This window comes from Brevundimonas albigilva, from assembly GCF_023503965.1.
In the GTDB taxonomy this organism is placed as follows: domain Bacteria; phylum Pseudomonadota; class Alphaproteobacteria; order Caulobacterales; family Caulobacteraceae; genus Brevundimonas; species Brevundimonas albigilva.
This window is the reverse complement of record NZ_CP097298.1, coordinates 2412443-2431219: the sequence shown is the minus strand read 5'-3', so window position 1 is coordinate 2431219 and position 18777 is coordinate 2412443. Positions and strand designations below refer to the sequence as shown.

21 protein-coding genes, 1 other RNA gene, 2 pseudogenes and 1 other annotated feature are annotated in these 18777 nt (G+C 70.7%); of the genes and pseudogenes, 10 read left to right on the top strand and 14 right to left on the bottom strand.

The features are described from left to right. Positions 1 to 291 precede the first annotated feature (291 nt). An RNA gene (rnpB, locus tag MU852_RS12845) (RNase P RNA component class A) lies at positions 292 to 667 on the bottom strand. Positions 668 to 746: 79 nt separating this feature from the next. On the opposite strand from rnpB, the gene MU852_RS12840 reads away from it, so the two are divergent. Then, positions 747 to 944, top strand: a complete 198-nt coding sequence (locus MU852_RS12840; RefSeq protein WP_249749886.1) for a hypothetical protein — start codon at positions 747 to 749, stop codon at positions 942 to 944. Positions 945 to 1232: 288 nt separating this feature from the next. On the opposite strand, the pseudogene MU852_RS12835 reads toward MU852_RS12840, so the two are convergent. Together MU852_RS12835 and sppA are read right to left on the bottom strand one after the other, a co-directional pair. Next, a pseudogene (locus MU852_RS12835) lies at positions 1233 to 1993 on the bottom strand (peptidoglycan recognition protein family protein). A 570-nt stretch (positions 1994 to 2563) separates the two neighbouring features. Continuing rightward, positions 2564 to 4345, bottom strand: a complete 1782-nt coding sequence (sppA, locus tag MU852_RS12830; protein WP_249749885.1) for a signal peptide peptidase SppA — start codon at positions 4343 to 4345, stop codon at positions 2564 to 2566. A 228-nt stretch (positions 4346 to 4573) separates the two neighbouring features. On the opposite strand from sppA, the gene panD reads away from it, so the two are divergent. Continuing rightward, positions 4574 to 4930 carry an aspartate 1-decarboxylase gene (panD, locus tag MU852_RS12825; RefSeq protein WP_249749884.1) on the top strand — a complete coding sequence of 119 codons (357 nt, stop codon included), beginning with the start codon at positions 4574 to 4576 and terminating at the stop codon, positions 4928 to 4930. Between the two features lie 61 nt (positions 4931 to 4991). Here the strand turns inward: panD and MU852_RS12820 are convergent, their stop codons facing one another. Then, positions 4992 to 6659, bottom strand: coding sequence for a putative bifunctional diguanylate cyclase/phosphodiesterase (locus tag MU852_RS12820; RefSeq protein ID WP_249749883.1), 1668 nt, complete (start codon positions 6657 to 6659; stop codon positions 4992 to 4994). 16 nt (positions 6660 to 6675) lie between these two features. Then, positions 6676 to 7278 carry a GNAT family N-acetyltransferase gene (locus MU852_RS12815; RefSeq protein ID WP_249749882.1) on the bottom strand — a complete coding sequence of 201 codons (603 nt, stop codon included), beginning with the start codon at positions 7276 to 7278 and terminating at the stop codon, positions 6676 to 6678. A 92-nt stretch (positions 7279 to 7370) separates the two neighbouring features. Then, positions 7371 to 7434 (top strand) — a sequence feature (sul1 is cis-regulatory element that is thought to sense ions involved in sulfur or methionine metabolism; They are found in Alphaproteobacteria). A gap of 50 nt (positions 7435 to 7484) precedes the next feature. On the opposite strand from MU852_RS12815, the gene MU852_RS12810 reads away from it, so the two are divergent. Genes MU852_RS12810 through MU852_RS12785 form a run of 6 tightly spaced genes read left to right on the top strand, consistent with a single transcriptional unit; the run spans position 7485 to position 11861 of the window. Next, positions 7485 to 8969, top strand: a complete 1485-nt coding sequence (locus MU852_RS12810) for a SulP family inorganic anion transporter (RefSeq protein ID WP_249749881.1) — start codon at positions 7485 to 7487, stop codon at positions 8967 to 8969. A gap of 57 nt (positions 8970 to 9026) precedes the next feature. Next, the gene (locus MU852_RS12805; RefSeq protein ID WP_249749880.1) at positions 9027 to 9728 is read left to right on the top strand and encodes a DUF1800 family protein; all 702 of its coding nucleotides are present in this window, start codon (positions 9027 to 9029) and stop codon (positions 9726 to 9728) included. Next, positions 9625 to 10446 (top strand): DUF1800 domain-containing protein, encoded by an 822-nt coding sequence (locus tag MU852_RS12800; protein WP_249749879.1) that lies wholly within the window; start codon positions 9625 to 9627, stop codon positions 10444 to 10446. Before MU852_RS12805 ends, MU852_RS12800 begins: the two co-directional genes overlap by 104 nt. Further along, positions 10443 to 11168 carry a DUF1501 domain-containing protein gene (locus tag MU852_RS12795; protein WP_249749878.1) on the top strand — a complete coding sequence of 242 codons (726 nt, stop codon included), beginning with the start codon at positions 10443 to 10445 and terminating at the stop codon, positions 11166 to 11168. The genes MU852_RS12800 and MU852_RS12795 overlap by 4 nt, the downstream gene beginning before the upstream one ends. Beyond that, positions 11168 to 11632: a DUF1501 domain-containing protein gene (locus tag MU852_RS12790; RefSeq protein WP_249749877.1), complete on the top strand. Its 465-nt coding sequence runs from the start codon at positions 11168 to 11170 to the stop codon at positions 11630 to 11632. The genes MU852_RS12795 and MU852_RS12790 overlap by 1 nt, the downstream gene beginning before the upstream one ends. A gap of 58 nt (positions 11633 to 11690) precedes the next feature. Beyond that, positions 11691 to 11861, top strand: a complete 171-nt coding sequence (locus MU852_RS12785) for a hypothetical protein (RefSeq protein ID WP_249749876.1) — start codon at positions 11691 to 11693, stop codon at positions 11859 to 11861. 8 nt (positions 11862 to 11869) lie between these two features. On the opposite strand, the gene MU852_RS12780 is transcribed toward MU852_RS12785, so the two are convergent. Continuing rightward, entirely contained in the window at positions 11870 to 12052 is a 183-nt protein-coding gene (locus MU852_RS12780) for a hypothetical protein (protein ID WP_249749875.1), read from the bottom strand. Between the two features lie 212 nt (positions 12053 to 12264). Here MU852_RS12780 and MU852_RS12775 point away from each other — a divergent pair, with 212 nt between their 5' ends. Then, positions 12265 to 12477 carry a cold-shock protein gene (locus tag MU852_RS12775; protein ID WP_249749874.1) on the top strand — a complete coding sequence of 71 codons (213 nt, stop codon included), beginning with the start codon at positions 12265 to 12267 and terminating at the stop codon, positions 12475 to 12477. An 87-nt stretch (positions 12478 to 12564) separates the two neighbouring features. On the opposite strand, the gene MU852_RS12770 is transcribed toward MU852_RS12775, so the two are convergent. The 6 genes and pseudogenes from MU852_RS12770 to MU852_RS12745 form a co-directional block, all read right to left on the bottom strand. After that, positions 12565 to 12909 (bottom strand): YMGG-like glycine zipper-containing protein, encoded by a 345-nt coding sequence (locus MU852_RS12770; protein ID WP_249749873.1) that lies wholly within the window; start codon positions 12907 to 12909, stop codon positions 12565 to 12567. A gap of 94 nt (positions 12910 to 13003) precedes the next feature. Next, entirely contained in the window at positions 13004 to 13558 is a 555-nt protein-coding gene (locus tag MU852_RS12765; RefSeq protein WP_249749872.1) for an NADPH-dependent FMN reductase, read from the bottom strand. A 63-nt stretch (positions 13559 to 13621) separates the two neighbouring features. Beyond that, entirely contained in the window at positions 13622 to 14833 is a 1212-nt protein-coding gene (locus MU852_RS12760) for a M16 family metallopeptidase (protein ID WP_249749871.1), read from the bottom strand. A gap of 50 nt (positions 14834 to 14883) precedes the next feature. Further along, the gene (locus MU852_RS12755; RefSeq protein ID WP_249749870.1) at positions 14884 to 15585 is read right to left on the bottom strand and encodes an SURF1 family protein; all 702 of its coding nucleotides are present in this window, start codon (positions 15583 to 15585) and stop codon (positions 14884 to 14886) included. 247 nt (positions 15586 to 15832) lie between these two features. Then, positions 15833 to 16740 (bottom strand): annotated as a pseudogene (locus MU852_RS12750) (cytochrome c oxidase subunit 3). Between the two features lie 125 nt (positions 16741 to 16865). Next, positions 16866 to 17555: a hypothetical protein gene (locus tag MU852_RS12745; protein ID WP_249749869.1), complete on the bottom strand. Its 690-nt coding sequence runs from the start codon at positions 17553 to 17555 to the stop codon at positions 16866 to 16868. Positions 17556 to 17669: 114 nt separating this feature from the next. Between MU852_RS12745 and MU852_RS12740 the strand changes: the two genes are divergently transcribed. Continuing rightward, positions 17670 to 18038 (top strand): hypothetical protein, encoded by a 369-nt coding sequence (locus MU852_RS12740; protein WP_249749868.1) that lies wholly within the window; start codon positions 17670 to 17672, stop codon positions 18036 to 18038. A 15-nt stretch (positions 18039 to 18053) separates the two neighbouring features. Here MU852_RS12740 and MU852_RS12735 read toward each other — a convergent pair whose 3' ends face one another. Together MU852_RS12735 and MU852_RS12730 are read right to left on the bottom strand one after the other, a co-directional pair. Next, entirely contained in the window at positions 18054 to 18593 is a 540-nt protein-coding gene (locus tag MU852_RS12735) for a cytochrome c oxidase assembly protein (RefSeq protein WP_249749867.1), read from the bottom strand. Then, positions 18590 to 18775 (bottom strand): hypothetical protein, encoded by a 186-nt coding sequence (locus MU852_RS12730; RefSeq protein WP_249749866.1) that lies wholly within the window; start codon positions 18773 to 18775, stop codon positions 18590 to 18592. The genes MU852_RS12735 and MU852_RS12730 overlap by 4 nt, the downstream gene beginning before the upstream one ends. Between the last annotated feature and the right edge of the window lie 2 nt (positions 18776 to 18777).

The window sequence follows — 18777 nt, the reverse complement described above, 5'->3', positions numbered from 1 at the left end:
GATTGAAGGCTTTACTTAACCATGTCGTCGGGCTGTGGCGGCGGCAACACTGGCTCAACTGAGAACATACACGGAACAATGCAAGTATTCACAGCCTGTGAGCCACTGTGAATCAGCCCGCCCCTACAGCGGGTTAACGCCCGACCGGCCGCAGATGACGGCCCAACCTTCAAATCATGGGGACAAACGGCCTCAAGCAGGCCGAAAGGGAGAGCCTCAAGCAGCGCGAAGCGCGGTAGGCCAAAGGGGAGAGCCTCAAGCAGCGCGAAGCGCGGCAGGCCAACGGGAAAGAATGCCAGACGGCCTGTAAGCCGGGTTCTGTTCCGTCCGAAAACGGCGACGATCATTCCTCTGGACCGCCCATTGCTGAGCGGTTCTCGCGACCTACCCGGACGTCTGGGGCGGTGAACCCTGCGGCCGAAACCGCGCGACGTCCCTATTTGGTCTTGCTCCAGGCGGGGCTTGCCATGCCGTCCGCATTGCTGAGGACGCGGTGGGCTCTTACCCCACCCTTTCACCCTTGCCGGACCCGAAGGCCCGGCGGTTTGCTTTCTGTGGCGCTGTCCCTCGGGTCGCCCCGGGCGGAGGTTATCCGCCGCCTTTTCACCGTGGAGCCCGGACTTTCCTCGACGGGCGCGAAGCCCGCCGCGACCGCCCGGCCGTCTGGCGAGGCGCTAGATGCGCGCTCGCTCCGCGCGGGTCAACCGATGGATGCGTAGGGCGGGGGAATGGGCTATGATCCGGTCATGGCCGAACCCGCCGCCAGAGCGACGACCGAAAGCGACGAGCAGCGCGCGCGCCGCCTCGCCTGGGAACGCGCCCGCATCGCCGAGGCGGACGAGGACATCGCCGCCGGACGGGTCATCAGCGGCGATGAGGCGCTGGAATGGCTGGATCGCTGGGCGGCCGGCGAAGACTTGGAAGAACCCGACCTTCGCGGATGAACGTCGACTGGTCCGTCACCTTCACCGCGCGCGCCCGTTCCGACCTTCTCGCGGTGAGGCGATGGCTGAACCAGCCCGGCAGCGGCCTTCGCGCCCGACTGCGGCTTGCACGGATCAATCGGGCGCTGGTGGAACTGCGCCTGGCGCCCGGCGATGGCCCGTCGGCGACGGCGCCGGGGTGCGCGAGCGGCCGGTGGAGGGACACCGCATCTTCTATCGCGTCGACGAAGCGGCCCGCGCGGTGACGATCCTGCGCGTGTTCGGCCCTTTCCAGGACCGGTCCGACGTCTAGTCCAGCACGCCCGTGACGCTTTCGACGCTGGCCAGTTGCAGCAGGCCGACCAGACGGGCGCGGGTCTCGCCGTCGGCCACGCCGTCGATGCGGGCGGGCCGCCAGTGGCGCTGGAAGGCGCGCACGGCGGTTTCCGTCTCGGCGTCGTAGTCGCCGCCGGGCTGGAGGCCGTAGCCCAGGCGGTGCAGGCCGGCGCGCAGCACGACCACGCCGACGCCCTGGTCGCCCTTCTGCAGCAGACCGCCCAGGGCCTTGATCCGCTCGGCCGCCGGTTCGAACCACAGGCCGTGCCCCGCCTCGGCCAGCCGCTTCCAGGGGAAGAGTTCGCCGGGATCCTCCTTGCGGTCGGGGGCCAGGTCGGAATGGGCGATGATGCGGTTGTCGGGGATGGTCCAGCGGGTGCGGATGTCGCCGACCAGGGCGATCAGCGATGCGATCTGGGCGTCGGGAAAGGCGCGATAGCCGAACGCGTGGCCCGGATTGACGATCTCGACGCCGATGGAGGCGGCGTTGCAGTCGGTTTCCCCCGCCAGACGCCGCGCCCCGCGTGCCAGGCCCGGCGTTCCTCGGGGACCAGGCGGAAGACGCGGCCGTCCTCCTCGACCAGATAGTGGGCCGAGGCCTTGACCTCGGGGTCGCAAAGGCGCGCCAGCGCGGCCTCGCCGGTCGCCATGCCGGTGTAGTGCAGCACCAGCATGTCGGGCGGGGCGCGGCGGGCGTCGAAGTTCGGCGACGGCGCCTCGATGACGTCGATCATGGCCAGGGCGGCCTCAGCGGCCGTGACGTTCCCAGCCGTAGGCGACCCAGGTGTCGCCGACCTTCTGCGCGTCGATGACCTCGGGATCGGTCGAACGGAACGGCGGCGCAGGATCATGTTGCGGCGCGCCCGCAGCGCCAGGCCGGCCAGGAAGACCAGCACCCCCGCGATGACCGCGATCACGGCCACGGCGGCGGCGGTGAAGACCGCCAGGATCGCGCCCACGGCCATCGCCGCCACGCCCGCGATCAGGCCGCCCAGCCACATCACCGAGGCGACGAGGCCGTTCGGACGGCGGCGCGGCGTGAAGCCGACGGTGACGAGACGTTCGGGCTGGAACATGGATCGATCCTCTTCGGGCGTTTCTTGAAACGCCGAACCCCCAATGTCGGTCCATCGCCCCGCCGGGTCAAGGACGCCGCCCCTCACGCCTGCGTGCGGCATTTTGGCGGCCCTACCGCGCTTCGCGCTGCTTGAGGGCGTCGCGCTGCTTGAGGGCGTGGTTGCTCGCCCTATCGCGCGTCGCGCTGCTTGAGGGCGACCCTGCTCCGCCGGCGCGGGGAGGATCGTTTACAGCGGCTGGTCGGCCAGGACGACGGCGCCTTCGCTGCGCATCCGCTCGCCCTGGATGCGGCGCATCACCGCCTGGGCCTGGGGATCGGCCATGACGCCGCCGATGGTGACCAGGGCGCGGGCGGCCTCGGTCTGGACGCCGAAGGCCTCCGACAAGGCCTCCCAGGGCGAGCGGACCTTGGGGAAGTGCTTGAAGCGCACCGGCTGGTCGGCCGGCAACCTGGCCAGTTCCTTGGCCTTGACGACGGCCTCGGTCAGGCCGCCCAACTGGTCGATGAGGCCCAGCGGCAGGGCCTGGGCGCCGGTCCAGACGCGGCCGCGCGCGATCTCGCGCACCCGGTCGGCGGGCAGCTTGCGGCCGGTCGACACCCGGGTGATGAAGTCGTCGTAGATGCGGTCCATCGAGGCCGAGAAGTCGGCCCGCTGTTCGGGCGTGAAGGGCTGGGTCGGCGAGAAGGCGTCGGCGTACTGGCCGCCGACCGACAGGCCGCGCATGTCCACGCCGAAGCGACCCAGCGCCTCGGCCACCACGAACTTGCCGCCGAACACGCCGATGGAGCCGGTGATGGTCGAGGGCTGGGCCACGATCCAGTCGGCCTGGGAGCTGATCCAGTAGCCGCCCGAGGCGGCGTAGTCGCCCATCGACACCACGACCGGCTTTCCGGCCGCCCGCGCCGCGCGCACGGCCGCCAGGATCTGCTCGGACGCCTCGGGCGAACCGCCGGGCGAGGAGACGCGGAAGACGATGGCCTTCACGTCCTTGTCCTGAATGGCGTCGTAAATGGCCTCGGCCGTGTCGTCGGAATGGATCATGGCGCCGCCGCCGAAGGGGCTGGCCGAGCCGCCGCGCCCGGTGACGATCGCTCCCTCGCCGCCGACGATGGCGATGGCGTTGCGGCCCGAGCCCGCGCGCGCGCCCTTGTCGGAGGCGTACTTGGCCAGTTCGACGATCTCGGCCCCGCGGCCGGCGCGCGTCTTGATCGCGGCCTCGGCCTCCTCGACCTGGCCGATCTTGTCCACCAGGCCGTTGGCGCGGGCCTGCTCGGCCGAATAGGGGCCGGCCTCGACCAGCGCCTTGACCGCCTCGGGCGTCGATTTGCGATCGCGCGCCACATGGGCCAGGGCGCTGTCGTAGAGGGCGGTCATCCAGGCGGTCTGCGCCTCGCGGTGGGCGGGGGTGTAGTCGCTCTGGGTGTATTCGTTGACGGCGTTCTTGTACTCGTAGCGCTGCTCGAAGTCGGCGCGCACGCCGTATTTCTCGAAGGCCCGGCCCAGGAACAGGTTGTCGGTCGCCAGGCCCGTGGCCTGGAAGCCGGCGGTGTTCTGCATCCACAGTTCGGACGCCGCCGCCCCGATCATGTAGGACGAGATCGCGGTCCCGGCTGGCATGAAGCCCTGGCTGTGGGCGATCACCGGCTTGCCCGACGCCTTGAAGCGCACGATGGCCTGGCGCAGTTCGTCGGCGGCGGCGGGGGTGATGCCGGCCTCGGGCAGGCGGATCAGAAGGCCCTTCACGCTGCGGTCGTCCTGGGCCTGGATCAGGGCGTCGACGACCTGGAGGGTGGACAGGCCGCCCCCGGCGAAGACGGCGAACGGGTCGGTCGAGGGCTGGTCGCTGATGCCCTCGCGCAGGTCCAGCTCCAGCACGGTGGCGGCCGGCGTCGCGGGCTTGGACGAACCGGCTGCGATGGCGAAGGTCAGCAGCACCACCGGCACGACGACGAGGAACAGCACCAGCCCGGTGAAGACGCCCAGGACGGTCAGGAAGAACTGTTTCAAAGGAGGGGATCCCGCAGACGGCCGCCGTTGGCCGCGCGCCAGCATAGAGAGGGGCGCGTCGCCGTCAAATGAACGTCCGGCAATGGTCGGCCGGCCGCGCCGCGCCGCGCCGCAGCACGGCCCCGCTGCGGCGCAGCAGGGACGATTGATAGGCCCGCGCGAAATCCCTATATGAGCCGCCTCAGAGCGAGGGCCTGTCGCCCCGCGCATCCGTTCGGGAGACCCGCCGTGCTGGTCACCATGATGAAGTCCAAGCTGCACCGCGCGACGGTGACGCAGGCCGACCTCGACTACGAGGGCTCGATCGCCATCGACCGCGACCTGCTGGACGCGGCCGGCATCTTTCCCAACGAGCAGGTCGACGTGCTGAACATCACCAACGGCGCGCGCTTCACCACCTACGCCATCGAGGCCCCGCGCGGGTCGAAGGTCATCGGCGTCAACGGCGCCGCCGCGCGCCTGGTGCAGAAGAACGACAAGGTGATCGTGGTCACCTACGGCCAGCTGGAGCAGGAAGAAGCGCGCCAGTGGGAGCCGAACGTCGTGCTGCTGGACGACCACAACGCCATCAAGCGCGCGGCCTGAGCCACCCCTCTCCGTCTCCTCGGGTCAAGCCCGAGGATGACGAGGAAACAACACGCGACGCTCAGGCCGAACGCTGCTTCAGCGGCGCCGTGCCGTCGGCCAGGCTTTCGGCCAGATAGACCTCGGCCTCCTGGGCCGGCAGAGCCTGGGCGTAGCCGAAGCCCTGGCCGTAGTGGCACTGGGCGTCCAGAAGCAGGCGGGCCAGTTCGGCGTTCTCCACCCCTTCGGCCACCACTTCCAGGGCCAGGTCGCGGCCCAGGTTGACCACCGACTTGACGATCTTGGCCGAGCCCTCGTCCTTGTTCATCGTCAGCACGAAGTAGCGGTCGATCTTCAGCGTGTCGAACGGCAGCTTGGCCAGGTAGGACAGCGACGAGAAGCCGGTGCCGAAGTCGTCCAGCGCCAGCGAGGCGCCGACCGCCTTCAGCTGCTGCAGCACCTCGGCGGCGCGCGTTGTGTCGCGCATGATGTCGCCCTCGGTCACTTCCAGCTTCAGGGCGCCGCGCGGCAGGTTGCTGTCCTTGATGATCCGCTCGACGTCCTCGACCAGATGGCGGCGCTCGATCTCGCCGACCGACAGGTTGACGCTGCAGAACAGCTTGCCGGCCAGGGGGTGGCGGTCCAGCCATTCGGCCAGCTGGCGCGCCGACTGGGTCATCATCAACAGGCCCAGGTCGTTCATCATGCCCAGGTCGTTGGTCAGGCCCAGGAACTCGTCCGGCGGCACCAGGCCGCGCCGGGGGTGGCGCCAGCGGGCCAGGGCCTCGAAGCCCGCCACCGCGCCGGTCTTCAGATTCACGATCGGCTGGAAGAAGGGGGTGATCTCGCCGCGCACGAAGGCGTTGCGCAGGTCCGCCTCCAGCGCCAGGCGGCTGAGGCTGTCGCTCTCAAGCGCGCGGCCGTAGGCGGCCGAGCCGCCGCGCCCGGCGCCCTTGGCCGATTCCACCGCCAGTTCGACGCGGCGCAGGATCTCGGCCGGGTCGGGCGCGTCGGGGCCGCCCTCGACCACCACCGCGCCGATGGAGACGGTGGGATAGATGTCGAAACCGGCCACGCGCAGCGGCTGCTCCAGCGCCTCGCGCACACGGTAGCTGACGTGGGCGCCGGTCTTGGGAACGATGATGGCGAACTCGTCCTCGCCGATGCGGGCGGGGCTGGCCTCCTTGGCGAAGGCGGCGGCCAGGCGCGAGCCCAGGGCCGACAGCACCAGGTCGGTGCGCTCGTGGCCCAGCGCCTCGTTCAGGCGCCGAAGCCGGTCCACGTCGCCGACCACCAGTTCGTATTCGCCGGGCTGGATCAGCACCTCGCCGACCCGGGCCAAAAAGCCGCGGCGGTCCAGAAGGCCGGTCAGATTGTCCCGGTCGCCGCCGGCGAACTTGGCCTCCAGCGCCACCACCCCGGCGGCGCGCAGCCCATCCTCCAGCCAGACGCCGCGCCACAGGCAGGTCTCGGCCCCGCGCATCCGCAGGCGCACGGCGACCTCGGTTCCCTCGTCCTGGGGCTTCAGCATCTTCTCGGCCAGGGCCCGGTCCTGGGGCATGGCCGAGGCGACGAAGCCCGCGCCCGAACATTCCGGCGCCAGCGGCCCCAGGCCCAGCGGCCGGGTTGCGCCGGTGAAGCGGATCTGATCCTCCGACGGGGTCCACACCCACAGCGCGGTGTCGGCCGCCGCGAGCGCCTCGATGGCGGTCGTGGCGTCCCAGGCCAGCGATCTGGGTCGCGTGTTCAAGGCGTTCAGGCCCCCTTCAGGACGACGTTCGGCCGCCGCGATCGACCTCGTCCTCGACAAGACCGAACAGCAGATGGTCTGCCCACTCCCCGTTAATTTTCAAATAAGCGCGGGCGTATCCTTCCTGGCGGAAGCCGGATTTCTCCAGCACACGGCGCGAGCCGGCGTTGGTCGGCAGGCAGGCGGCCTCCAGCCGGTGCAGCTCCAGCCGGTCGAAGGCGTAGCGCACCAGGGTCCGCACCGCCGCGGTGGCGACGCCCCTGCCGGCATGGGGACGGCCGATCCAGTAGCCGATGGTCCCGGTCTCGGCCACGCCGCGCCGGACGTTGGACAGGGTGACGGCGCCGAACAGGGTCTCGCCGTCCTCGCTGAAGACGAAGAAGGGCCAGGCGTTGCCCAGCTCCATCTCGCGCGCATAGATCGAAAGGCGGCGCTTGAAGGCGGCCTTGGTCAGGTCGTCCTCGGGCCAGGCCGGCTCCCACGGCTGGAGATAGTCGCGCGATCCCTCGCGCAGCCGCGACCAGGCGGAATAGTCGGACGCGCGCGGCGGCCGCAGGCGCACCCCGTCGCCGCGGACCATCGGTCCGGTCGCGTCGATCATCCAGTCCAAGAGGGCCATGACGCGGACCCTAACGCGCGAACCGGCGATTGGCGACGGGCGGCACGCGAACTTGATTTTCGCGCCGCGACAGAGCATCAGGGCGGCCTCACCTTGGACCCGCCCCTGCACGCAGGCGACGGGTGGCTATCCCGGCCGCCGATCCGCCGGGAAACCGAGCCGCCGAACCCGAGAGGTCGGGCGCGGCTCATCCAGATGAAAACCGAATGTCCATCATCGCCTCCGCGCGCCAGCAATGGCTCGCCAATCCTCGCCGCGACCTGCTGGCGGGGACCGTCGTGGCCCTGGCCCTGATCCCCGAAGCCATCGCCTTCTCCATCATCGCCGGGGTCGATCCGGCGGTCGGGCTCTACGCCAGCGTGGTCATCGCCGTGACCATCGCCTTCGTCGGCGGCCGCCCGGCCATGATCTCGGCCGCCACCGGGGCCATGGCCCTGCTGATGGTCACGCTGGTGCGCGACCACGGGCTGGAATATCTGTTCGCCGCCTCGATCCTGTGCGGGGTGATCCAGATCGGCGTCGGCCTGCTGAGACTGGGCCGCTACGTCAAGTTCGTCAGCCGCAGCGTCATGACCGGCTTCGTCAACTCGCTGGCGATCCTGATCTTCCTGGCCCAGACGCCGGAGCTGATCGGCGCCAACTGGCAGACCTTCGCCCTGGTGGCCGCGGCCCTGGCGGTCATCTACGGCCTGCCGCGCCTGACCAGGGCCGTGCCGTCGCCCCTGGTCGCCATCGTCCTGGTAAGCGCCTTCGTGATGATGACGGGGCTGGACGTGCGCACCGTGGGCGACATGGGCCAAATGCCCGCCGCCCTGCCCGCCTTTCACCTGCCCGCCGTGCCGCTGACGTGGGAGACGTTCGTCATCATCGCCCCGATCTCGGCCACCCTGGCCTTCGTCGGCCTGCTGGAAAGCCTGCTGACCGCCAATCTGATCGACGACATCACCGACACGCCTTCCGACAAGGATCGCGAGACGCGCGGCCAGGGGATCGCCAACATCCTGTCGCCCCTGTTCGGCGGCATGGCCGGCTGCGCCATGATCGGCCAGTCGATGATCAATGTGACCTCGGGCGCCCGGGGCCGGCTGTCCACCCTGTGGGCCGGCCTGCTGCTGCTGTTCCTGATGCTGGCGCTGCAGGACTGGGTGGCGCGGATCCCGATGGCGGCCCTGGTGGCGGTCATGATCATGGTGTCGATCGGCACCTTCGACTGGGGATCGGTGCTGAAGCTGCGCTCGACGCCGCTTCAGTCCTCGATCGTCATGATCGCCACGACCGTGACGGTGGTGGCCACCCACGACCTGTCCAAGGGCGTCGTCCTGGGCGTTCTGCTGTCGGCGGTCTTCTTCATGCGCAAGCTGGGCAAGACGCTGAGCGTGACCGAGATCCAGACGCCCGAGCCCGGCGTGCTGCGCTATCGCGTGACAGGCCAGCTGTTCTTCGCCTCGGCCGACCTGTTCGCCGCCAGCTTCGAGCACCACGGCCATCCGAAGCGGGTCGAGATCGACATGGCCGAGGCCCACCTGTGGGACCTGACCGGGGTGGCGGCGGTGGACAAGGTCGTCTTCCGCTACCGCCGACAGGGCGCCGAGGTCGTGGTCACGGGGATGAACGCGGCGGCGCGCACCCTGGTGGATCGGGTCGGCCGGTTCGAGAAGCAGCACCTGCCCGAGACGGCCGGCGCCCACTGAGCGACGGAACCGGCGAGGTCGCGCGTTACAGGAGGGACGGGGGAACGGAGACGTCCCATGGCTTCATCCTCGATCGACGCGGCCATCGCCCTGACCCGGCTGGGAATGGGCGCGCGACCGGGCGAGATCGACCGGGTCGCCGGCGATCCGCGCGGTTGGCTGCGCGCGCAGATCCGGCCTGAAGGCGCGCCCCTTCCGGCGGGCGAACGCCCCGACACCGCTCAGCGCATGACGCAATACGTCGCCTATCAGTCCGACGGGGGCGCCCGGCGAAACGCCGCGACGGCGGACGCCGAGGCCCGGCGCGAGGCCCGGCAGGCGGGGCGCCGCGCCCTGGCCGACGATACGGGCCGCGCCTTCCTGGCCCGAGCCGACCTGGCGGCCACGACCGACCAAGGCTTCGCCGAGCGCTGGGCCCTGTTCTGGGCGAACGCGCTGAGCGTGTCGTCGACCAAGTTCGCCGCCGGCGTCTTCCTGGGCCAGTACGAGGCCGAGGCCATACGCCCCCGCGTCTTCGGCCGTTTCGAAGACCTGGTCCTGGCCGCCGAACAGCACCCCGCCATGCTGCTCTACCTCGATCAGGCCCGCTCGGCCGGACCGGACAGCGCGGCGGGGGCGCGCCGCGGCGGGACTGAACGAGAACCTGGCCCGCGAAATGATGGAGCTGCACACCGTGGGCGCCGACGGCGGCTACGGCCAGGCCGACGTCACCGAACTGGCGCGCGCCCTGACCGGCTGGTCCGTGCCGACCGCCCGTGACGCACGGGCCGGGCGCGGAGGCGAGCGCGCGGCGACGGCCGAAGGCGACGGCTTCGTCTTTCGCGCCAATCTGCACCAGCCGGGCGCGCGGACCGTGATGGGCAAGACCTATCCGGCCAGCGGACGCGGCCAGGACGGGCGCAGCCAGGGCGAGGCGATCCTGCGCGACCTGGCCCGCCACCCGGCGACGGGGCGGCGGCTGTCGCGGCGGCTGGCCGCCCATTTCGTCGCGGACGATCCGCCCGCGGCCCTGGTCACGGCGCTGGAGGCGGCCTGGGCGCGCTCGGGCGGCGACCTGGCCGAGGTGGCGCGCGCCCTGATCGCGGCGCCCGAGACCTGGGACCCCCGGCCGGCCAAGATCAAGACGCCCTACGAGTTCGTCGTCTCCGCGCATCGCGCCCTGGGAACGCGGCCGCGCCGCCTGCCGCCGCTGCGCCAGGCGCTGGCCGGCATGGGCCAGCCGATGTTCGCCCCGCCCTCTCCCGAAGGCTGGCCCGACACGGCCGCCGACTGGGCCGGGCCGGACGCCCTGGTCAAGCGGCTGAACTGGGCCAAGGTCGCCGCCGAGGCGGCGATGCAGGACGATCCGAGCGCCGTCGCCCTTTCCGCACTGGGCGAGCGGCTGGGCCAGCGCACCCGCCTGGCCGTGGCCCGCGCCGAGAGCCGACCCGAGGCCCTGACCCTTCTTCTGATGTCGCCGGAGTTCCAACGCCGATGACCGCCCCGCCCCTGAATCGACGCACGCTTCTGGCCGCCGCCTCCGCCGGGATCGGCCTGGCCTTCGCCGGCCGCGTGGCCGCCCAGGCCGCCGGGCCGCGCAACAAGCTGGTGGTGGTCATCGCCCGCGGCGCGATGGACGGCCTGTCGGTGACGGTCCCCTACGCCGACGCCGACTATGTTCCGCTGCGCGGCGGCCTGGCCGTCCCGCCGCCGGGAGAGGCGAGCGGCGCGCTGGACCTGGCCGAGGGCTTCGGCCTGCATCCGGCGCTGTCGGGGCTGCACGCCCTGTACGGCCAGGGACAGGTGCGGTTCGCGCCGGCGGTGGCCCTGCCGGTGCGGGTGCGCTCTCATTTCGACGCCCAGGACGTGCTGGAGAACGGCGGCGAAGGCCTGCGCCAACAGACCGACGGCTGGCTGAACCGGGCGATGGCGGCGGCGGGCGGGACGACCCTGCGCGGCCTGTCGATCGGGGCGCAGACGCCGCTGATCCTGCGAGGCGCGGCGCCGGTCTCGTCCTGGGCGCCCGGCGGCCAGGTGCGCGGCGAGGACCGCATCGCCTCCCTGTTGCAGGATCTCTATGTCGAGGATCCGATGCTGGGCCAGAACCTGGCGCGCGGCCTGGCGACCGAGGCCTTGGTCGCCCAGGATCAGGACATGGAGGGGGCGCCCCCGTGCGCCGCAACGACGTTCAGGGCCTGGGTCGCGCGGTCGCCCGGCTGATGAGCGGAGACGAAGGGGCGGACGTGGTGGCCGTTTCCCTGGACGGGTGGGACACCCACGCCGGCCAGAAGGCGCAGCTGCAGACGCGGCTGACCGGGCTGGATCAGCTGGTCGCCGGATTGAAGGACGGACTGGGAAACCAGTGGGACCGCACCGTCGTCGTGGTCGCGACCGAGTTCGGCCGCACCGCCCGCGCCAACGGCACCCAGGGCACCGACCACGGCACCGGCTCCTCGCTGCTGATGGTCGGCGGCGCGCTGAAGCCTGGCGGACCGATCGGCGACTGGCCGACCCTGGCCGCGAGCCGGCTGTTCGAGGATCGCGACCTGGCGCCCACCCTGGACGTCCGCTCGGTGTTCAAGGGGGTGCTGCGCGACCACCTGGGCCTGGACCGGGCCGCGCTGGACCAGAGGGTCTTTCCCGGCAGCGCGGCGGAGGCGCCGACGCTGGACGGCCTGGCCTGACCGACCGATCCCAGGGAACCGCCGCGCGCCCGGATCGCTAAGGACTCAGGAGGTCCCCATGGACGACAAGCAGAGCGAAGGCCGCAAGGACAACGGCGCCATGCCGGGCGGCAAGCCGGAGGCCGCGACCTCCGACAAGGCGGTGCGCGAGACGGGCCGCAAGGAGACCCGGAGCGCCGGTCCCGACGGCCCGGACGCCCGCGCCGTCGGCGACACCTTCAAGCGCTGACGGTTCGCCTATTCGGTCGGCAGCTTGCACAGACGGTTCAGGTCGGCGCGGATCGAGGCGCCCTGGAAGTGCGAGATCTCGGCGCCCGAATAGCCTTCGGCCGACAACGCCTTAACGACGTCCCCGGTGTTCTGGCAGTTGGGCGTGCGCGCCAGCTGATAGGCGCGTTCGACGACGTGAATCTGGTTCATGGTGGGCTTCCTCGCTGACAGGGTAAACGTCCCGGAGGCTTGGCCGTTCCGCCGCAACGCTTGCGTTTCGCGCCAAGACCTGCGCAATGGGCGCGTCGATCTCTCTGCGTAACGCCCCTCTCTTTGCGAACGCACCGAGTTCTGGCCGATCCATTCAGACCCGACAGGCCGCAGGGACGTTCCCTCGGTCAACTTCTAACGGAGGTCTCATCATGGCTACCGGCACTGTTAAGTGGTTCAACGCGACCAAGGGCTACGGCTTCATCCAGCCGGACGACGGCGGCAAGGACGTCTTCGTCCACATCACGGCCGTCGAAGCCGCCGGCCTGCGCGGCCTGGACGAAAACCAGAAGGTTTCCTACGAGCTGGAGCGCGACAAGCGCTCGGGCAAGGAATCGGCTGGCCAGCTCCAGACCGTCGGCTGAGTTCAGCTCACGCCTGATACGGAAACGGCGGCTCACGACGGAGCCGCCGTTTTCAATTGGGCCGGCGCAACGGCCCCGCCGCAGGGCTCAGTAGTATCGATAGTCGCCCCGGCGGGGCACGCGCGTGTAGCCGTAGCGACCGTCGCGGTTGTAGCCGCCAAAGCCGTAGCCGCAAGGATCGTCCCGTTCCGACAGCTGGTTGCCCAGCAGGCCGCCCGCCAAGGCGCCGATGGCCGCGCCCTGTTCCCGGTCGCCGTCGCCGGCGATCGCGGCGCCCGCCAACGCGCCCAGGGCCGCGCCGCTGGCCGTCGCATACTGGCGGTTCTGCGCATAGTCGCGCTCGCATCGCGAGGCGTAGCCGTCCGTCGTGGCGCAGCCGGTGGCGATCAGCCCGCATCCCGCCACCGCCGCCAGGCTCAAGAACATCCGCATGCGATCACCCTCTCCTGAACAGGTCCCGAACCGCAACGCTGCGGCCAGGGGGACGTTCCGGGATCGGGACGACCGATCTGCTGACTTTGCGCGATCAGCCCCTGGTCTTGTCGATCCAGTCCGCGAAGGCGTCGGCGAAGGTCTTGAGGAAGTCGCGAGTGCCTTCGTTCGTCAGCCGGCCCTCGTCGTCCAGCAAGGCCTCGACGTTGCCGACATAGGCCTCCGGCTGCTGCATCACCGGCATGTTCAGGAAAACCAGCGGCTGGCGCAGATGGTGGTTGGCGCCGAACGCCCCGATCACGCCGGGCGAGACGCTGACGATGGCGGCGGGCTTGCCCTGCCAGACGCTGTGGCCATAGGGGCGCGAGCCGACGTCGAGGGCGTTCTTCAGCGCGCCGGGGATGGAGCGGTTGTATTCCGGCGTGACGAACAGCACGGCCTCGGTCGCCGAGACCTCCGCCCGGAACCGTCGCCAGGGCGCGGGCGGCTGGTCCGTCTCCAGATCGGGATTGTAGAGCGGCAGGTCCCCGATCTCGACCGGGACCAGCTCAAGCCCCGGCGCGGCCAGGTCCTTCAGCGCCAGGGCGACGGCGCGGGAATAGGAGCCTTCGCGCAGGCTGCCGACGATAAGGGCGACGCGGACGGACATGAGGGTTCTCCCGGGTTTCGACGCGTCACGACAACCGTCGCCGGGCGGGAGCGGTTCCGGCCGTCAGCCGAACAGGGCCGCCTCGAAGGCCTCGCCCGCGCCGCCGGCCGCCCTGGGCCCCAGCACGGCGCTGGCCGCCTTGCCGCCGGCCAGCAGTCGGGCGCCGACCGCGCGCACGTCCTCGACCGTCTGGGCCTCCAGCTGTTCGGTCATGGCCTCGCCGGACAAAGGGCGTCCGAAGATCAGGGTCTGGGCGGCATTGCGTCCCGCGCGGCTCATCGGGTTTTCGTCCGACATCCACAGGCCGGCCTTCATCACGGCCTTGGCCCGCGACAGCTCGGCCGTCGTCGGCCCGGCCTCGGCCAGCGCGCGCACCTCGGCCGCCGAGACCTGGGCCAGCTCCTTGGCCCGGTCCGCCGCCGCGCCGGCGTAGATTCCCAGCACGCCGGCGTCGGCGTAGGGCTCCTGATAGGCGTCGATGGCGTAGGCCAGGCCCCGCTCCTCGCGCGCGCTCTGGAACAGGCGCGAGGCCATGCCGCCGCCCAGGATTTCGGCGAACAGCCGCAGGGCCGGCAGTTGCGGATCGGTCGCGCCCAGCGCGGGCAGCTGGAAGACCAGATTGGCCTGCTCGATCTTGCGGTTCAGCCGGGCGTGGCCGCCGACGAAGGCCGCGGTCTCGGGCGCATCGGCGGGCATGGCCTTGGCGTCGCCGAACCCGCGCTCGGCCAGGGCCAGCAGCTCGGCCTCGTCCACCGCGCCGGACGCGGCCACCACCATGCGGTCGGGCGAATACAGCCGGGCGCGCCACGCCTCGACCGCCGCCCGGTCGGCGGGCTTCAGGCTGGCGACCGAGCCCAGGATCGGCCGGCCCAACGGCTGGCCCCGGAAAGCGCGGGTCTGGACCATTTCGAACACATGGTCGTCGGGGGTGTCGAAGGCCTCGGCGATCTCCTGGGCCACCACATCCTTCTCGCGCTCGATCTCGGCGGGATCCAGCGTGGGGCGGAACACCAGGTCCGACAGCACCTGCATGGCAAGGGGCAGCGAGCCGTCCAGGCCGCGCACCTCGAAACTGGTCCGTTCATAGCCGGTGGCGGCGTTGATGGTGCCGCCCTCGGCCTCGATCCGCTCGACGATCTCGCGCGCGGCCATGTCGCCAGCGCCCTTGAACACCAGGTGCTCCAGCAGGTGCGACCAGCCCGAGCGGTCCTCCGGCTCCCACCGCGCACCGCCCTTGACCGCCACGACGACGGCCAGGGTCTTCAGCCCCGGCATGGGATCGCAGACGACGCGGACGCCGTTGGACAGGGTATGCAGGGAGGCGGTCAGGAGGGGTCTTTCTCAGTTCGGCGGCGAAGGATCGCCACATAGAATCCGACGAGCGCGATCGCCAGTCCGAACCACGTCAGGGCGTAGCCGAAGTGGTTGTTGGAGAAGGCCGCCGGCGGGGCCGAGGGGACCACGGCCGAAACCTCGGGATTGATCGCGGTCAGGGCGAAGACCGTCTCGGGCCGCACCGGGCCGGTCACGCCCAGCGCCGTCGCCATCGCCGCGTCGTCGCGCGCGTAGAAGCGGTTGTTGGCGGGCGGTGGCGCCAGGGCGGGCGGCGGCGGCGTGACGCGCAGTTCGCCCACCAGCACCAGCGGCAGGGTCGAGGCCAGGACGCGCGGCCGCCCCCCCTGCCCGTCCGCCACGAAGCCGCGATCGACCAGCAGCACGTCCTGGCGTCCGGCCGGACGGCAGGCCGAGATCAGCCGCACCCCCGGCTGGCCGTCATGGATGCTCTGAAGCTCGACATAGGGGGCGGTGGCCAAGCCGGGGCAGACCATCAGGGCCTTGCGGAACTCCACGTCGCCGCCGGCCAGCACGGCGTCCAGCGGTTCGGGCGGGCGGGTGGAGGCCGCCTCGGCCTTCGCGATGAGCCCTTCCTTCCACCGCAGCCGCTGCACCTGCCACACGCCCAGCCCGATCAGCAGGGCGATGGCGGCGGTGGTGAGGACGGTCAGCATCCACGGGAAACGCTTCATAGATCCTCCCCGAGAAGCGCAGCGTAACGGGGGAGGGGGACCACGAAGTGGTGGAGGGGGCGACCCGCGCACCGCTCTTTGAAGTCCTGGACGGATCAAAAGCGCCGACCGTCCGTGCGACGTCCGCCCCCTCCACCACCCTTCGGGCGGTCCCCCTCCCCGCGTTGCGGGGAGGATCGCAAAACGGCGACGGCGCGGGACGATCCCTCGCCCCGCGCCGCCCCAACCGTGTCGTGAGAGCCTTGGATCAACCGAAGACGACGTAGACGAAGGCGAACAGGAACAGCCACACCACGTCCACGAAGTGCCAGTACCAGGCCGCCGCCTCGAAGCCGAAATGCTTCTCGGGCGTGAAGTCGCCGCGCAGCAGGCGGATCAGGCAGACGGTCAGGAAGATGGTGCCGACCAGGACGTGGAAGCCGTGGAAGCCCGTCGCCAGGAAGAAGACCGAACCGTACAGGCCCGAGTTCAGCGCTTCCTCGTTGAAGAACAGGTGCTCGTGGATGATGTGGTGGTACTCGTACGCCTGGACGCAGGTGAACAGCACGCCCAGCACCACGGTGATGATCAGGGCGATCTTGGCGCCCTTGCGGTCGCCGACCTGCAGCGCGTGGTGGGCCCAGGTCACGGTGCAGCCCGACAGAAGCAGGGTCACGGTGTTCAAGAGCGGCAGTTGCCACGGGCTCAGCACCTCGACGCCGGCGGGCGGCCAGGTCGACCAGGCCTTGGCGGTGTCGGCCCAGGTGCCGATCTCGGGCGTCAGGGCGCGCGATTCGGCGAACAGGGCCATGTCGAAGAACATCCAGAAGAAGGCGGCGAAGAACATCACTTCCGAAGCGATGAACAGGATCATGCCGTAGCGCAGGCCGATCGAGACGACCGGCGTATGGTCGCCCGCCTTGGATTCCTTGATCACGTCCGACCACCAGCCGAACATCGACACCAGCACGCCCGCCAGGCCGGCGAAGAACAGGCCCTTCCTGCCCTCGGCCAGGAAGGCGGCGCCACCGGCCCGGCGTCGGCCGAGACCAGGCCCTTCATCCAGACCACGGCGCCGATGAACATGATGCAGGCGGCCATCGAGGACACCAGCGGCCACGGGCTGGGGTTGACCAGGTGATAGTCGTGGTGCGGAGCGGCGTGGGCGTCGGCCATGAATCGCGTCTCTTTGGTCGGCGAGAGTCGGTTATGACAGCGGCTATAGCGTCCCCTTTTCCACGACGCCAGAGCCCCGCCGCCTTTCGGCCTTTATCGGCGCCGGGGATCGGGCTGAGACGGGATCAGCTGTTCCGGGTCGGCGGATCGGCCGGCGGCTCGTCCGCGCCGCCGCCGCCCATTCCCATGCCCATTCCGCCCATGCCGCCTCCTCCTCCTCCTCCGCCGGCGCCGCCTCGGCCGGACGCCGCGTCGCGCCCGCCCTTGCCGCCGGCCGACGGACGCGCCGGGCCCTGGGGCGGCAGGGCCAGGTCGGCGGGCATGGGCTCCAGGTCCAGCGCCTTGCGGATGAAGTTCCGCAGCGACGTCACCAGATCGTGGACGTGGACGGGCCGGCCCGCCGCCAGTTCGCGCGCGGCCCGTTCGGCCAGCCGCACCTGCTCCTCAGTGCCCAGCAGAAGAATATCGGACAGGGCGCCCTCGACGGCGTCTCGCACCTGGCGCGTCCGGTCCGACAGCCCCGTCAGATCCAGCGGCTGCGCCCCCGCCTCAAGGGCCTCGGCCTGGCGCCGCCTGAGGTCGCGCATATGGGTGGGGTCGACCGCCAGGTTTCCGGTGAACGAGCCGCCCAGGGTCTTGTAGGCGGCGATCAGGGTGCGCAGCCGTTCGTTGATCTGGCGGTTCATCCGCTCGCGGCGCTGCTGGATGGTGAACATCATCACCAGCCGGATGCCCATGCCGATCAGGGTGACCAGCGCCAGGCCGATCAGCGTGACCAGCAGACTGTGCCATGAACTGAAGTCCAGACCGCGCATCGTCGTCTCCTGCCCCGCCGACGACAGTAGGGGCGCGTCGACGAGAAGGCGACCGGCATTTGCCAGGACCGTCCGCCTGGGGCACTGTCGAGCCGCAACCCAGGGGAGGTCGTCATGCGTCTTTACATGTTTGTCGCCGGAGCCCTCGCGGCGGGCCTGGTCGGCGCCGCCCAGGCGGAGGAGCCCGCCCAGGACTATTCGGCGGCCCTGTCGCGGATGCTGACCGCGACGGCGGCCGGAACCTGTCCCGAGGACGTCATGGGGCCGGGCCTGCTGGCCGCCTGCCGGCAGCAGGTCGAGGCGATGGCGGCGGGCCTGAGCCGCCTGGGGGCGGTCGAGACGCTGACCTTCATCCGGGCGGAGGACGGGACCTACGGCCGGGTCGAGTTCTACACCGTCAGGTTCGCCGGCGGCCATTCGATGGTCTGGGCCATCGGCGGCCTGAGCGACGGCAAGTTCGAGGTCGCCTACAGCAACGGCTGACGTCCAGGCCGGGCCCTACCCTTGCGCGGCCGGATCGTCGGCCGGGTAGAAGGTGTAGCTGAGGGTGATCTCGCGCGCGCCGCGCGCCTCGCGGTCGGTGGCCAGTTCGGGGGCGATGAAATACTGCACCGGGAACTGGCGCGTCTCGCCCGCCGCCAGGGTCTGGGCGGTGAAGCAGAAGCACTGCAGCTTCTGGAAATACGGCCCGGTGTATTCCGGCACGACATTGTAGCCGGCGCGCACGTGGATCGGCTGGTCCGAGGTGTTGGTCACGTCGAAATAGGCCAGGCCCGTCTCGCCGATCCGCACACGCTGGGTCGTCTGCTCCGAGACGAACTTCATCGGCACGCCGCGCACATTGGTGTCGAAACGCACCAGGACGGTGCGGTCCAGCACGGTGTCGGGCGCCTTGTCGGCCTTGCGCACCGTGCCGTCGAAGCCCGTCACCTGGCAGAACATCTGGTACAGCGGCACGGCCGCGAAGGCCGCGCCGGTCATGCCCATCACGCCCAGGACGCAGGCGATGGCGATGGCGTTCTTGCGGTCCTTCCTCATCGGGCCGCGGGCTCCGCCTCGATCACGCCGGGTCCCTCCAGCGCCGCGCGGGCGTCGGCCTGGTTCTGCTGCAGGCGCAGCACCGTGGTCAGGAAGACCAGGATGATGAAGGCGACCAGGCCCAGGGCGATGAACAGGTTGCGGCGCTTGCGCGCGTTCAGTTCGTCGGGCGTCAGACGCATGG